This window comes from Gordonia paraffinivorans NBRC 108238, assembly GCF_000344155.1.
GTDB lineage: Bacteria > Actinomycetota > Actinomycetes > Mycobacteriales > Mycobacteriaceae > Gordonia > Gordonia paraffinivorans.
Genome location: NZ_BAOQ01000008.1, coordinates 81,181 through 94,692, shown reverse-complemented (window position 1 = coordinate 94,692; position 13,512 = coordinate 81,181). Strand labels below are relative to the sequence as shown.

The window sequence follows — 13,512 nt, the reverse complement described above, 5'->3', positions numbered from 1 at the left end:
AATTTCCCAGATCTGTCCACACATCGGGTGAACGCGTTCTAGATTCGGCTCATGGCCGAGACAGTCACCCAGCTCCTGCAGGCACGCGCAGACGACGACAACCTGGCGATCACCTACAACGGCAGCACGTGGACGTGGCGTGAGTACATCCGGGAATCGGAGAAGACCGCCGCGGCGATCCTCGGTCTCGCCGACACCTCTCGTCCCATGCATGTCGGCACGCTGCTCGGCAACACCCCCGACATGCTCATCGCCCTCGCGGCCGGCGCCCTCGGCGGATACGTGACCGCCGGCATCAACAACACCCGACGCGGCGAGGGTCTCGCCGGCGACATCCTGCGCGCCGACTGCCAGATCCTCGTCACCGACGCCGAGCACCGCCCGCTCCTTCAGGGACTCGACCTCCCCGGGGTGACGATCCTCGACACCTCCACGCCGGAGTGGGCCGAGCTCATCGCGAACGCGGGTGACCTGACGCCGCATTCGGTCCCCGGCGCGATGGACACCTACATGCTGATCTTCACCTCGGGGACCAGCGGCGACCCCAAGCCGGTGCAGTTCGCGCACATGATGATCCCGTTCGCCGGACCCGTCCTCGCCGACAAGTACGACATCGGCCCGGGCGACGTCTGCTACCTGTCGATGCCGCTGTTCCACAGCGCCGCGCTCATGGGCGGATACTGCGTGGCGCTGTGCAGCGGCGCCGCGATCGCACCGGCCAAGTTCTCCGCGTCGACGTTCCTCGACGACATCCGCCGCTACAACGCCACATACATGAACTACGTCGGCAAGCCCCTCGCCTACATCCTCGCCACCGAGGAGAAGCCCGACGACGCCGACAACCCGCTGCGCGTCGCGTTCGGCAACGAGGCCACCGACCGCGACATCGAGGAGTTCTCACGACGATTCGGCTGCACCGTCTGGGACGGCTTCGGGTCCACCGAGCTCGCGATCATCATCACCCGTGAACCCGGCACGCCGCACGGCTCGATCGGCAAGGGCTTCCCGAACGTCGCGATCTACCACGAGGATCCGCTGAAGGAGTGCCCGCCGGCGCAGTTCGACGAGAACGGCGCGCTGCTCAACCCCGACGAGGCGATCGGCGAGCTGGTCAACGTCGAGGGCGGCGGGATGTTCATGGGCTACTACAACAACGAGCAGGCGACGAGAGAACGTCTGCGTCACGGGATGTACTGGTCCGGCGACCTCGCCTACAAGGACGCCGACGGGTGGATCTACCTCGCCGGGCGCACCGGCGACTGGATGCGCGTCGACGGCGAGAACCTCGCCGCCGGCCCCATCGAACGCATCCTGCAGCGCATCCCCGAGATCAACCGGGTCGCGGTCTACGCGGTGCCCGACGAACACGTCGGCGACGCCGTGATGGCGGCCGTCGTCCTGCAGGACGGGGCCGAGCTGACGCCGGAGTCGTTCGCCGAACAGCTTGCCGCACAACCGGACCTGTCGCCCAAGGCGTGGCCCAGCTACGTCCGGATCGCCGACGACCTGCCGACCACGGCGACGAACAAGATCCTCAAGCGCACGCTCAAGGAGGAGGGCCCCACCCCCGGCGGCGGCACCCTGTGGGTCCGGGAGCCGCGCTCACGCGTCTACCGCGAGGCGGTCGGCGCGAACGCCTGATCCCCACCGGTCCGACGACGTGCACCCCATGGAACGGCTCACCGAGCTCGGTTACTACGCACTCTCCCGGCACCCGGTCACCCCGCGTGAGCTCGCGGCCGAGGCGCGCTTCGCCGACGAGATCGGACTCGGTACCGCGTTCGTGTCCGAACGGTTCAACGTCAAGGACGCCGCCGCGCTGTGCGGGGCACTCGCCGGTGCCACCGAGGATCTCGGGATCGCCACCGCGGCAACCAATCACAACACCCGACACCCGATCATCACCGCGACGATGGGGGCCACGCTCCACGAACTGTCGGGCGGGCGCTTCGCCCTCGGACTCGGACGCGGGATCGCACCGCAGTGGCAGATCCTCGGGCTCGACCTCGTCACCGGGGCCGGCCTGCGCGACGTCACCGGGCTCCTCCGCAGGCTCTGGGCGGGCGAGATGGTGATCGGGCACGACGGACCGGCCGGGTCGTATCCCCTGCTGAACCTCGGTGTGTCTCTCGATCCACCGCCGCCGGTCATGCTCGTCACGATGAGCCCCCGGACGCTGGAGCTGGCGGGCGAGATCGCCGACGGCGTCGTGCTGCACACGTACTTCGGCACCGAGGCCACGCGCCGGGCCGTCGACTGCGTCCGGCGTGGAGCCGAGCGCGCGGATCGCGATCCCGCGTCGGTCCGGATCTGGTCGGTGGTCGCGACCGTCCCCGACGACCTCGACCCCGCCGACCGGCTGCGCCGACTGTACGGCCGCCTGGCCACCTACCTGCAGGGTTACCCGGATCAGCTCATGCGCGCCAACGACTGGGACCCCGCCGATCTCGAACGCATCCGCGCCACCGCGGCATTCGGCGGCGCGCGCGGGCCGATCGACGCCACCGCCACCGCCGACGAACTGGCCGAACTCGCCGAGGCCATTCCCGACGCCTGGGTCGCCGACTCCGCGACCGGTTCGCCCGCCGAGTGCGCGGCGACCGTCGCCGGACAGTTCGACCTCGGCGTGGACTCGGTGATCCTGCACGGGGCCACCCCCACCGAACTCGCCCCGGTCGTCGAGGCGTACCGGGACATCCGTCCCGCCGCGGCCGCCGGGCTGCCGGTCAACCCCGGAAGGATGGCGTAAGTGACCGAGACCGTCGAGATCCCCACCAGCGTCGACCAACTCACGCCGCAGTGGCTGTCGGGGTTCCTCGCCGACAACGGCCGCGAGGCGAAGGTCACCTCCGTCACGGCCGAGCCCGTGGGCACCGGGCAGATGGCGGGGTCCTATCGGCTGCGCCTGGAGTACGACGACGCGGCGGGGCTGCCGCCGACGATGGTCGCCAAGCTCGCGACGGGCGCACCCGAACAGCGCGAATTCGGGTCGGGGGTCTTCCGCAACGAGGTCCGCTTCTACCGCGACCTGGCCGACCGGTTCACCGTGCCCAAACCCGACTGCTACGCGGCCACGATCTCCGACGCGGCCACCGAGTTCGTCCTGCTCCTCGAGGACATGGGCGATGCGGTCCAAGGCGACCAGATCACCGGATGCACGCCGGCGCAGGCGGAAGCGGTCGCCGTCGCGGCGGCCGGTCTGCATGCCCCGGGATGGAACGACCCCGGCCTGCTCGCCGACATGCCGCTGCCCGGGGAACCCGAGCGCGAGATGATGGAGTCGATCCTGGCCCCGATGGCCGACGTCTACCGAGATCGGTTCTCCCCCGACTCCCGGGGATCGGCGGCGATCGACTGGCTCGTCCGCAATGCCGGTGACTGGCTCGTCGCGCCCCTGGACAACGCCGCGCTCATCCACGGCGACCTCCGCGTCGACAACGTGCTGTTCGGTCCCCGCGGCGAGGTGACGGTGATCGACTGGCAGACCATCACCACCGGGAATCCGCTGCGCGACATCGCCTTCCTGCTGAGCACCAGCCTCACCGTCGAGGACCGGCGCAAGCACGAGCGCGGCATCGTCGCGTCGTATCACCGGGCGCTGGTGACCGCGGGGGTCACCGGCTACACCCTCGACCAGTGCTGGGAGGACTACGTCGGCAACCTGATCCAGGCTCCGCTGATCATCGTCTTCGGTTCGGCGGCGGCGCAGCCCACCGAACGCGGCGATGCGATGTTCGACGCCATGCTGTCCCGCAGCGCCGCCGCGATCGACGACCTGGCGCCCGGCGGTCTCGGGTCGTGAAACTCGTCATCGGCGGCAACGGCTTCCTCGGGTCGAGGGTGGTCCGGCAGCTCGTCGACGCCGGTGAACGGGTCCGCGTCCTGACCCGTCCCACCAGCAACCTGCGGACGCTCGACGGCCTCGACCACGAGCACGTCACCGGCGACCTCTTCGACGCCGGGTCCGTGCGGGCCGCCATGGACGGGTGCGACGTGGTCTTCCACTGCGCCGTCGACACCCGTGCGTGGCTGCGTGATCCCGCGCCCCTGTACCGCACGAACGTCGACGGTCTGCGGGCGGTGCTCGACGTCGCCGCCGGGATGCGGTTGCGCAGGTTCGTGTTCACCAGCACCGCCGCCACCATCGGGCGGCCGACAGGGCGCCGGGCCACCGAGGACGATGCGTTCGACTGGGACGGCGCCCCGGCATATGTCAGGAGTCGCGTCGCCGCGGAGGACCTGTTGCTGGCCCGGGCCCGTGCGGGTTCGGTCCCCGGTGTCGCGATGTGTGTGGCCAACACCTACGGTCCCGGCGACCTGCAACCGACGCCGCACGGGTCGTTCGTCGCCGGTGCGGCGCTCGGGAAGTTGCCGTTCACGGTCCGCGGCTGGTGCGCCGAGTCGGTGGGGATCGACGACGCCGCACGGGCCCTGATCCTCGCCGCCGACCGCGGCACGGTGGGCGAACGGTACATCGTGTCCGACCGGTCGATCGACATGTCCGAGATCACCGCGATCGCCGCGCGCGAGGCCGGGCGACGGCCCCCGCGTCTCGCACTGAATTCGCCCGTCCTCCACGCCGTCGGCGCCATCGGATCGGCGCGCGCCGTCGTCACCCGCAAGCCGGTTCAGCTGGCCCTGCCGTCGGTGAGGCTCATGTTCTTCATGCCCGAGATGGATCATTCCAAGGCCGAACGAGACCTGGGCTGGATGCCGCGTCCCGTCGAGGAGGCCGTCGCCGAGGGTGCCCGGTTCTGGTTGCGGCGCGCGGCGGCGCGTCGCGCGCAGCACGCCGGCTGAACGGGTTCGAGCGGTCCGACGACGGGTGCTCCGCGAGCGCTGTCGTCCCATCGTCGCCCGACCGCGGTCGCCCGCGACATCACGCCCCAGCGGCGACCTCGGACGAGGTCGCCGATCCTGATCGAGGTCACGCGACATCACTCCGGCCCAGCAAAGGCTGACGCCCACAGGACGATCCACCAGTGAGGGTGGAGTCTCACCCCAACAACTCCGCCAGCTCCTCGAGGCTGTACGGCTCGGCGTCGGTGTGGTCGCGATAGGCGACGAGGCCCGGCTGCTGGGCGTCGAACCTGCCGATGAAGCCGCCGGCCGCGCTGAAGATCTGTCCGTTGATGTGCTTCGCGGCATCGCTTGCGAGGTAGACGTACAGCGGTGCGACGTACTCCGGGGGCGCCGGATCGAGCGCGGCGTCGCGGGTGAGGTCGTCGAGGATGCCCCGGCGGTGCAGTCGGTCGATGTGGGCGACGTAGTCGTCGCCGGTCGACAGCCTCGACCTCGCCCCGGGCATGACCACGTTGACGCGGACGCCGTGTTCGGCGAGGTCCGCGGCGGTCGCGAGCGCCAGCGCGTTGACCCCGCCCTTGGCCGCCGGATAGCCGCTGCCGCCGAACATGCCGAGCGAGGCCGCCGAGCCGGTCAGAACGATCGATCCCGCCCGCTGGCCGACGAACACCCGCCCGGCCGCCTGCACGAGGTGGAACGCGCTCATCAGGTGGGCGTCGATCTGCTCGCGGAACTCATCGGGCGTGATGGTCAGGACCGACGACCCGGGCGGCTCGGCGATGCCGGCGCAGTTGATCGCGACGTCGAGTGCGCCGAACTCGCGCAGAGCGGCATCGACCATCTGCTCGGCCACTCCCGCGTCACCGGCCGATCCGCACACTCCGACCGCGCGGCCACCGCGGCCGCGGATCTGCTCGACCGTGTCGTCGACGGCGCTCCCGTCACGGCCGTTGACGACCACGCCGGCACCGTGCTGTGCCAGCGCCTCCGCGACCGCGCGGCCGATGCCCCGCGTCCCGCCGGCGACGACCGCGACCGGGCCGTCGGGAACAACGACACCGGGTGACCGGTCGCCGCCCGCCGTCACGCCGAGCTACCCACCGGGGTGATCGGAATCGAGCGACCGCGGTCGGTGAACTCCCAGCTCGCTCCGCCGCTGAAGCGGGCGATCGCGACCTCGCCGCTCTCCTTCCGCGCGGTGTCGGTGGTGACGATCCTGATCTCGAGCGCGCCGTCTGTCTCGTGCGCTCCCTCGACACCCAGGTACGGGCTCACCGCGGTGGCGATCGCCTGCAGCGGTTCGAGGTGGTCCGGCGTGATGATCGACATCCACCCGTCGTCGGTCATGGCCGCCGACTCGCGCGGCAGCCGCACCACGACGGTGTCGTCGTCCGCGGTCGCGGTGAGGCCGGTGTACTGGGCGGGCCCGAAGCACGGATGGACGGCCAGCACCCGGGCGAGGCCGCTCGCGTCGGCGGGGAGGTCGAGCGCGGCTCGGATCCGGTCCGCCGCCAGACCGGCGACGCCGGTCAGCTGCTTGCGGCAGATCTCGACGACCTGCAGCTCGTTCTCCGCGTGCCGACGCAGGCTCAGCTGGAAACCCAGGGCCAGCAACTGGTGTTGCAGCGCAACCTCTTCGGCGACACGCACCAGTGCCGACCTCGACCACTCGGCGAACTGCAGGTCCGCCACCAGCGGACCGCGGTAGTCCACCCAGCCATCGGTCGCGGAGGCGTCGATGGGTGACAGCTCGAGCCGGCCGGCCTCCGTGCCGAACATCGTCTCGGCGTCCGGCGGGAGCGGGAGCTCCTCGCGGTCGGGTTCGATGGTGACCGTCCACTCGCAGTGCGGCGTCCGGTCGGCCGGGCGACGCGGTGGACGGTGCACCGGCCGGATACGCGCCCGCCGGTTGGTGGCGATGGCCGTCGCGTCGAACGTCGGATCCTCGATGTCGTGGCACATCGTCGTGACGTACTCGTCGCCGAGCGGCTCGACGTCGAGCAGGGCTCCGCAGTGGTCGAGGACGAACGAGCCGTGGTGGGCGTCGTCGACGCGGAAGCGGAAGTCCATGAACTGCGGCGGCGCGCCGATGTCGAGCTGGAGACACTTGAACATGTCCTCGACGCCGTCGCCGTCGATGCCGAGCGCACTTCGCATCCTGCTGGTGTAGACGGGGCTGGCCGCCATCCACTCCTCGATGGCGATCGCGCCCATCACCTCGCGTCCGAACTCCGAGATGAGATGGGCCATCCCGCTGCGGTCGATCATCTGACCGGAGAGCAGGAGCTCGGGCACCAGGGTCGCCAGCTGCTCCTGGCTCAGGCCTGAGTAGGGCGGGGCGGTGTGGGTCATCGGCTCACCAGAACTCGACGGGTGCCTTGCCGAGGTCGTACCACCCCGGCAGGTTTCCGGGCGCGGCCTTCTCCACGCGCTTGAGCATGCCCTCGCTCATCGCGTTGTCCTGCATCATCTCGATGAAGAGCGCGGACACGTTGCCGTAGTCGAAGAAGTCGCGCTGCCAACGGAATCGGAAGTTGCCACCGTATTTGAACCAGCTGCCCTGGATGCCCTCGAGGGCGTAGTGGCTGCCGTCGGCGCGGGTCCCCTCATAGACCTGCTTCCAGAAGCCGATCATGTCGCCGGTGGTGTCGTCGATGACCCAGGCCTGGTAAGGGTAGGTCCAGCCCTCGAGGCCCTCCATCTCCTGGCCGAGCGCGAGCTCGCGGATCTCGTCGCGGCCGACGGCCATGAAATCCTTCTTGGGACCGTAATTCCAGCCGTAGGTGGCGTCCTCGGTGTAGAATTCGGCCAGTGGCTTCCAGTCACCCGCCTTCTCCGCCTCGATGTTGGCGGCGAGCCACCGCTGCTTCATCTCTTCCAGTTCGGCACGGTCAAAAGACATGTGTCCCACTCTCTCCGGTCGTCAGGGTTGGTCGTCTTCGATGATCCGCAGGGCCTGCGTCGGGCAGTACTGCACGGCTGCCTCCACCTCGGCGCGGCGCGACTCGTCGGGTTCGGGTTCGAGGATCTCCACGTGGTCCCTGCGCGCCTCGAAGATCCCGGGGGCCTCCATCTCGCACATTCCGTGGCCCTGGCACAGGTCCAGGTCGACCTCGATGCGCATCAGCGGTCCTTCCGCCGACGGTAGGCGACGCGGCACGGCTGCTGCAGCTGGACGACCATCTTGGAGTGGTCGTTCCGGTAGCTCTCCGACGGCTGCAGCATCTCGAACTCGTAGTTCTGGAACAGCACCGAGAAGATCGCCTTGAGCTGCATGATGGCGAACTGCGCCCCGACGCAGCGATGCCGGCCCGCCCCGAACGGAATCCACGTCCAGCGGTTGACCAGATCCTCCTGCCGCGGTTTGTCGTAGCGGTCGGGATCGAAGGCATCCGGGTTCGGGAAGTCCTCGGGCAGGCGGTTGGACACCGCCGGCGAGACCGCGATCGACTGCCCCGCGGAGATCTCGTAGCCCTCGACGTGGAAATCCTTCTGCACCACGCGCATCAGGATGATCAGCGGCGGATGGAGGCGCAGCGCCTCCTTGAGCGCGTTCTCCAGCTGCGGCATCTGCCGGGTGTGGGCGAAGGTGTACTCCGGACGCTGCCCGGGCGGGGTGTCGCCGTAGATCTCGTCGAGCTCGTCGTAGACCCGCGCCATGTAGTCCGGGTTGCGCAGCAGCTCGATGAGGGTCCACGCGGCCGTGCCCGAGGTGGTGTGGTGACCGGCGAACATCATCGAGATGAACATGCCGGTGATCGTGTTGGCGTCGAAGCCGACCTGGACGAGGACGTCCATGAGGTCGCGATCCTCTTTGTCCTCGGTGGGATTCGCGATCCGCTCGTTCATCACGCCCTGGATGAACTCCACGAGTTCGGCACGGGCCTCGTCGCGCTTGCGGAAGCTCTCGATGTCGGCGTGGTAGTCGACGTAGGCGATCGGGTCGGTGCCCTTCTCCAGGTCGTGGAAGAGGTGTGCGATGCGCCCGCTGAGCTGCTCGCGGAACTTGCGTCCGATGAGGCACGACGACGAGGTGTAGAGGGTCAGCTCGGAGAAGAAGTCGAGCAGGTCGATCTCACCGGAGTCGCCCCACTCGGCGATGATGCGCTCCACCTCGTTGGGGATCGTCACGGCGTGCTGCTTCATGTGCGTGGCCTTGAGCGCGGAGTTGTGGATCGCCTTGGAGCGTTCCTCCGGGCTCGCGTCGAACACCACGCCCTCGCCGAACACCGGGGTCATGAACGGGTAGGCCGCCGCCTGGTCGAGATCCTCCTCGGGAGCCCGGAAGAACTCCTCGTTGGCCGCGGCCCCCGACACCAGCACCACCTCGCGGTCGGCGAGCTGGAACATGCCGACGTCGCCGCATTCCTCGCGCACCCTCCAGAACAACGAGATCGGGTCGGTGGCGAGCTCGTCGAGGTGTCCGTGCTCGGCCTCCCCGCCGGAGACGCGGTGCGGCTTCTTCAGGCCTGATTCGGTGGTGGCGGTCATCAGTCCGTCTCCTCGTTGGTGTCCGACTGTCGCTGGTCTGTCATGTCCTGCTTCGCGATCCGGTCCCGTGAGATCGCCCCCTCGGCCTCGACCTCCACCGCGCGCATGTGTGCGCCGCGGGGCATCGTGACCATGGCGTGGACGGCCTGGGCGATGTGTTCGGGCGACAGGAAGTTCCCGTGCCGCGCCAGACCGTGCTTGATCCAGTCGTTGAGCATGTTCTCGGTCGTCTTCTGATCGAGGTTCATGCCCATGCCGGTGAGTGTCTGGCCCGGGCGCACGACTCCGGCGCGCACTCCGGTGCCCTCGAGTTCGAGCTGGATCGTGGCGACCAGCCCGTCGATGCCCGACTTGGCGGCGACGTAGGCCGACGACCAGGGACGCGGATGGAGCGCCACGTCGGAACCGATGAACACGAAATCGCCTCGGCCGCGGTCGATCATGCCGTTGATGACGGCACGATAGATCCGGTAGGCGCCGGTGAGGTGGATGTTTATCTGGTCGGCGAACAGCTCGGTGCCGGTCTCGTAGGAGAGTCCGACGGCGAGATCGCCCGCACCGGCCACGACGATCTCGAGGTCGCCGAGGGCGGCCTGCGCCTTCGCGACGCAGTCGATCACGGACTGTTCGTCGGTCACGTCGAGCGGGACCGCGACGGCCTCGCCGCCCCCGGCGACGATCTTGTCGGCCAGTTCTTGCAGCCTGGCGACCCGGCGCGCCGCGAGGGCGACCGGATGCCCTGCCGCGGCGAGGTATTCGGCGGTCGCGGCACCGATGCCCGACGAGGCACCGGCCACCAGGACCGGCCGGCGTTCGGGATGAGGGAGGAAGGCCATCAGCGCACCGTCACTTTCACGGGGAGTTCGGCGAAGCCGCGGACGTTGACCGAGTGCACGCGCACGGCGTTGTCGGCGTCGATGTCGACCGAGCGGATCGAGCGGATCACCTCGCCGAGGCCGATGTTCGCCTCCAGCCGGGCCAGGTGCGCGCCGAGGCAGAAGTGTGCGCCGAGGCCGAAGCTCATCAGCGCCTGCCCGTTGTCGCGGCCGATCAGGTACCGGTCGGCGTCGGGCCCGAAGACCTCTTCGTCGCGGTTGGCCGATCCGACGAGGAGCAGGACGCGATCCCCGGCGGGGATCACCTTGTCGCCGTATGGCGCATCCTCGACGACTCGTCGCACGACGATCTGCGTGGAGTTGTCGTAGCGGAGCGTCTCCTCGGTCCACTGCGGCACGGCGAGCTCGGGGTCGGCGAACACCTTGGCCAGCTCGTCGGGGTTGCGCCAGCCCCAGTACAGGGCGTTGGCGAGCAGCTTGGTGGTGGTCTCGTTGCCGGCGACCACCATCAGCACCATGAAGCCGACGATCTCGTCCTCGGTGAGCTTGGTCTTCTCCCCGGTCACGTCGTCGTCGATCTCGGCCTCGATGAGCGCCGAGACCAGGTCCTCACCGGGGTTCTTGCGACGGTCGGCGATCAGCTCCGAGTAGTACTTGTGCAGGTCGAGATAGGCGTAGATGGCCGCCTCGGGGATGTCGAGGACGCCGTCCTCGCGGTGCAGCAGCAGATCCGACAGGCGACGCAGCTCGGCGCGGTCGGCCTGCGGGACGTCGAGCAGTTCGGAGACGACGTCCATCGGCAGCAGCGCGGCGAACTCGGCGACGTAGTCGAACTCGCCCAGGTCGAGGCAGCGGCTCCAGTGCTGGTGCGTCAGCGCGGTGATCCGGCCGGCGAGGTCGTTGACGCGACGCGGCGTGAACCCCTTGCTCACCAGCTTGCGGATCCGCATGTGCTTGGGATCGTCCATCGCGAGGAACGACATCGACTTGTGCGCGTCGGGCCCGTAGGCCGACGGGTCCATCGACACGCCCCAGCTGTTCGAGAACCGCTGCACGTCACGGAATCCGGCGCGGACGTCGGCGTGCGAGGCGAGCGCCCAGAAGTCCATCGCGGAGTTGTAGTACACCGGCGCCTCGGCACGCAGGCGCGCGTAGGTCGGATACGGGTCCTCGTGGAAGTCATAGGCATAGGGATCGAAGGGAATCCGATCCTCCATGCCGCGAACCGATGTGGTTTCGGTCATCACTTCTCCATCAGTAGATGTGCTGCGGCGACGAGCCGTTCGGAGGTCTCCTCGTAGGTCATGTGCCCCATCCCGGCGTGAACGAGCCCGCCGGCGTAGATCATCTCCAGCGCGTCGAGCAGCGGGCTCGGGTTCTCCGGGTCGTCCTCCAGCGCCTCGGCGAGACGGCGGCGGATGAAGACGCCGATCCGGATACGCAGGTGCTCGACGTCAGGGTAGGTGCCGAGCAGCGCCACGGTCACGGCCCCGCCGAGCTGCCCCTCGCCCGCGACGACCAGCGCGACCTCGCGCAGGACCTGCGCGACCCGTTCGGCCTTCGAGGCGGTCGGGTCCGGCTGGGACACCCCGGCGGAGAGCCGGCGCCAGAACACCTCGGCGACCAGATGCGACTTGGACGAGAAGTAGGTGTAGGCCGTCGCCGGCGCGACGCCCGCGAGCTTGGCGACCGACCGCACGGTGAGCCCTTCGAACCCCTCGGCGTTCAGGACCTCGACGGCCGCGTCGGTGAGCCTGGCCACCGTCTCCGCCTGCTGCCGGGTCAACCGGCGGCGAGTGGATTCCTGCGATACCGGGCTGGACATGTGAGGCACGTTACACTAGCTTTGAACTCGAGTCCAGACACCTGTCCAGATGGAGTTCCAGCTCATGCCCCTTCGCCCCGAATCCGCGTCGGACCTGTTGATCGACGGCAAACTCACCCCCGGCAGCGGCGGTGTCTTCGACGTCGTGAACCCGGCGACAGAGGAGGTCATCGGACAGGCGGCCGAGGCCACCGCCGCGGACATGGACGCCGCGATCGCCGCCGCCCGCACGGCATTCGACACCACCGACTGGTCTCGCGACCACGCATTCCGCGCGAAATGCCTACGCCAACTACGCGATGCGCTGCTCGCCCACGCCGACGAGTTCCGCGAGCTCACCATCGCCGAGGTCGGCTGCCCGTCGTTCCTGACCCACGGCCCGCAGTTCGAGGGCCCGGTCACCGATCTCGGCTACTTCGCCGACCTCGCCGAGAGCTACGAATGGACCCGCGATCTCGGCGAGGCGAAGCCCATGGGCATCAAGAACCATCGCGAGATCCGCTCGGAGGCCGTGGGCGTGGTCGGCGCGATCACGCCGTGGAACTTCCCCCACCAGATCAACTTCGCCAAGATCGGCCCGGCGCTGGCGGCCGGATGCACCGTCGTCCTCAAGCCCGCGCCGGACACCCCGTGGTGTGCGGCGCTGGTCGGCAAGGTCGTCGCCGAGGAGACCGACCTCCCGGCGGGCGTGCTGAACATCGTCACCTCCACCGACCACCAGCTCGGCGCCCAGCTGGCCACCGACCCGCGCGTCGACCTCGTCTCCTTCACCGGGTCCACCGCGACCGGCAAGAAGGTGATGGCCGCGGCGTCGGAGTCGCTGAAGAAGGTGTTCCTCGAGCTCGGCGGCAAGTCCGCGTTCATCGTCCTCGACGACGCCGACGTCGCCTCCGCCTGCTCGATGGCCGCGTTCAACGTCGTCACCCATGCCGGCCAGGGCTGTGCGATCACCACGCGCCTGCTCGTCCCGCGCACCAGGCTCGACGAGGCGATCACCGCCACCCGCGACGCCCTGGCGGGCCTGCCCGCCGGCGACCCGACCGACCCCGGGACGATCTGCGGCCCGCTGATCTCCGAGCGCCAGCGACAGCGCGTCGAGTCCTACATCGAGCTGGCCAGGCAGGAGGGCGGCACCATCGAGATCGGCGGCGGCCGCCCCGCCGACAAGGAGCGCGGCTACTTCGTCGAGCCGACGCTCATCTCCGGGCTGGACAACTCCGCGCGCGTCGCGCAGGAGGAGATCTTCGGCCCGGTCCTCGTGATCATCCCGCACGACGGCGACGACGACGCGGTGCGCATCGCCAACGACTCCCCCTACGGCCTGTCGGGAATGGTGTACGGCTCCGACGAGAAGCGGATCGACAAGGTGGTCAACGGGGTTCGCACCGGCACCATGGGGATCAACGGCGGCATCTGGTACTCCGCAGACGTCCCGTTCGGCGGATACAAGCAGTCCGGCATCGGCCGCGAGATGGGCGTCGCCGGCTTCGAGGAGTACCTGGAGACCAAGGCCGTCGCCCGACCCGCCTGACCCGCCCACGACCCGCGAGATCGCAC

General features: G+C 69.3%; 13 protein-coding genes. 5 read left to right on the top strand and 8 right to left on the bottom strand.

Translation table 11 applies throughout. The features are described 5' to 3' along the window. Positions 1–51: 51 nt before the first annotated feature. Genes fadD1 through GP2_RS04600 form a run of 4 tightly spaced genes read left to right on the top strand, consistent with a single transcriptional unit; the run spans position 52 to position 4,800 of the window. Positions 52–1,641: a fatty-acid--CoA ligase FadD1 gene (gene fadD1, locus GP2_RS04615; RefSeq protein WP_006899309.1), complete on the top strand. Its 1,590-nt coding sequence runs from the start codon at positions 52–54 to the stop codon at positions 1,639–1,641. 28 nt (positions 1,642–1,669) lie between these two features. Next, the gene (locus tag GP2_RS04610) at positions 1,670–2,749 is read left to right on the top strand and encodes a TIGR03857 family LLM class F420-dependent oxidoreductase (protein ID WP_006899308.1); all 1,080 of its coding nucleotides are present in this window, start codon (positions 1,670–1,672) and stop codon (positions 2,747–2,749) included. After that, the gene (locus tag GP2_RS04605; RefSeq protein WP_006899307.1) at positions 2,750–3,802 is read left to right on the top strand and encodes a phosphotransferase; all 1,053 of its coding nucleotides are present in this window, start codon (positions 2,750–2,752) and stop codon (positions 3,800–3,802) included. Further along, a complete protein-coding gene (locus GP2_RS04600; RefSeq protein WP_006899306.1) occupies positions 3,799–4,800 on the top strand; it encodes an NAD-dependent epimerase/dehydratase family protein in 1,002 nt (333 codons plus the stop codon). The genes GP2_RS04605 and GP2_RS04600 overlap by 4 nt, the downstream gene beginning before the upstream one ends. Before the next feature lie 196 nt (positions 4,801–4,996). On the opposite strand, the gene GP2_RS04595 is transcribed toward GP2_RS04600, so the two are convergent. The 8 genes from GP2_RS04595 to GP2_RS04560 are packed head-to-tail and all read right to left on the bottom strand — an operon-like array spanning position 4,997 to position 11,955. Beyond that, positions 4,997–5,890, bottom strand: coding sequence for an SDR family NAD(P)-dependent oxidoreductase (locus GP2_RS04595; protein ID WP_006899305.1), 894 nt, complete (start codon positions 5,888–5,890; stop codon positions 4,997–4,999). After that, on the bottom strand, positions 5,887–7,155 hold the full coding sequence (locus tag GP2_RS04590) for a hypothetical protein (protein ID WP_006899304.1): 1,269 nt from the start codon (positions 7,153–7,155) through the stop codon (positions 5,887–5,889). The genes GP2_RS04595 and GP2_RS04590 overlap by 4 nt, the downstream gene beginning before the upstream one ends. A 4-nt stretch (positions 7,156–7,159) precedes the next feature. Then, positions 7,160–7,705: a nuclear transport factor 2 family protein gene (locus GP2_RS04585; RefSeq protein ID WP_040526397.1), complete on the bottom strand. Its 546-nt coding sequence runs from the start codon at positions 7,703–7,705 to the stop codon at positions 7,160–7,162. A gap of 21 nt (positions 7,706–7,726) precedes the next feature. Next, complete coding sequence (locus GP2_RS04580) at positions 7,727–7,927, bottom strand: ferredoxin (protein WP_006899302.1); 201 nt, start codon at positions 7,925–7,927, stop codon at positions 7,727–7,729. Beyond that, the gene (locus GP2_RS04575) at positions 7,927–9,294 is read right to left on the bottom strand and encodes a cytochrome P450 (RefSeq protein ID WP_006899301.1); all 1,368 of its coding nucleotides are present in this window, start codon (positions 9,292–9,294) and stop codon (positions 7,927–7,929) included. The genes GP2_RS04580 and GP2_RS04575 overlap by 1 nt, the downstream gene beginning before the upstream one ends. Further along, the gene (locus GP2_RS04570) at positions 9,294–10,130 is read right to left on the bottom strand and encodes an SDR family oxidoreductase (protein WP_006899300.1); all 837 of its coding nucleotides are present in this window, start codon (positions 10,128–10,130) and stop codon (positions 9,294–9,296) included. Before GP2_RS04570 ends, GP2_RS04575 begins: the two co-directional genes overlap by 1 nt. Next, entirely contained in the window at positions 10,130–11,374 is a 1,245-nt protein-coding gene (locus GP2_RS04565) for a cytochrome P450 (RefSeq protein ID WP_006899299.1), read from the bottom strand. Before GP2_RS04565 ends, GP2_RS04570 begins: the two co-directional genes overlap by 1 nt. After that, a complete protein-coding gene (locus GP2_RS04560; RefSeq protein WP_006899298.1) occupies positions 11,374–11,955 on the bottom strand; it encodes a TetR/AcrR family transcriptional regulator in 582 nt (193 codons plus the stop codon). The genes GP2_RS04565 and GP2_RS04560 overlap by 1 nt, the downstream gene beginning before the upstream one ends. A gap of 64 nt (positions 11,956–12,019) precedes the next feature. Between GP2_RS04560 and GP2_RS04555 the strand changes: the two genes are divergently transcribed. Continuing rightward, positions 12,020–13,486: an aldehyde dehydrogenase gene (locus GP2_RS04555; protein WP_006899297.1), complete on the top strand. Its 1,467-nt coding sequence runs from the start codon at positions 12,020–12,022 to the stop codon at positions 13,484–13,486. Positions 13,487–13,512 lie beyond the last annotated feature (26 nt).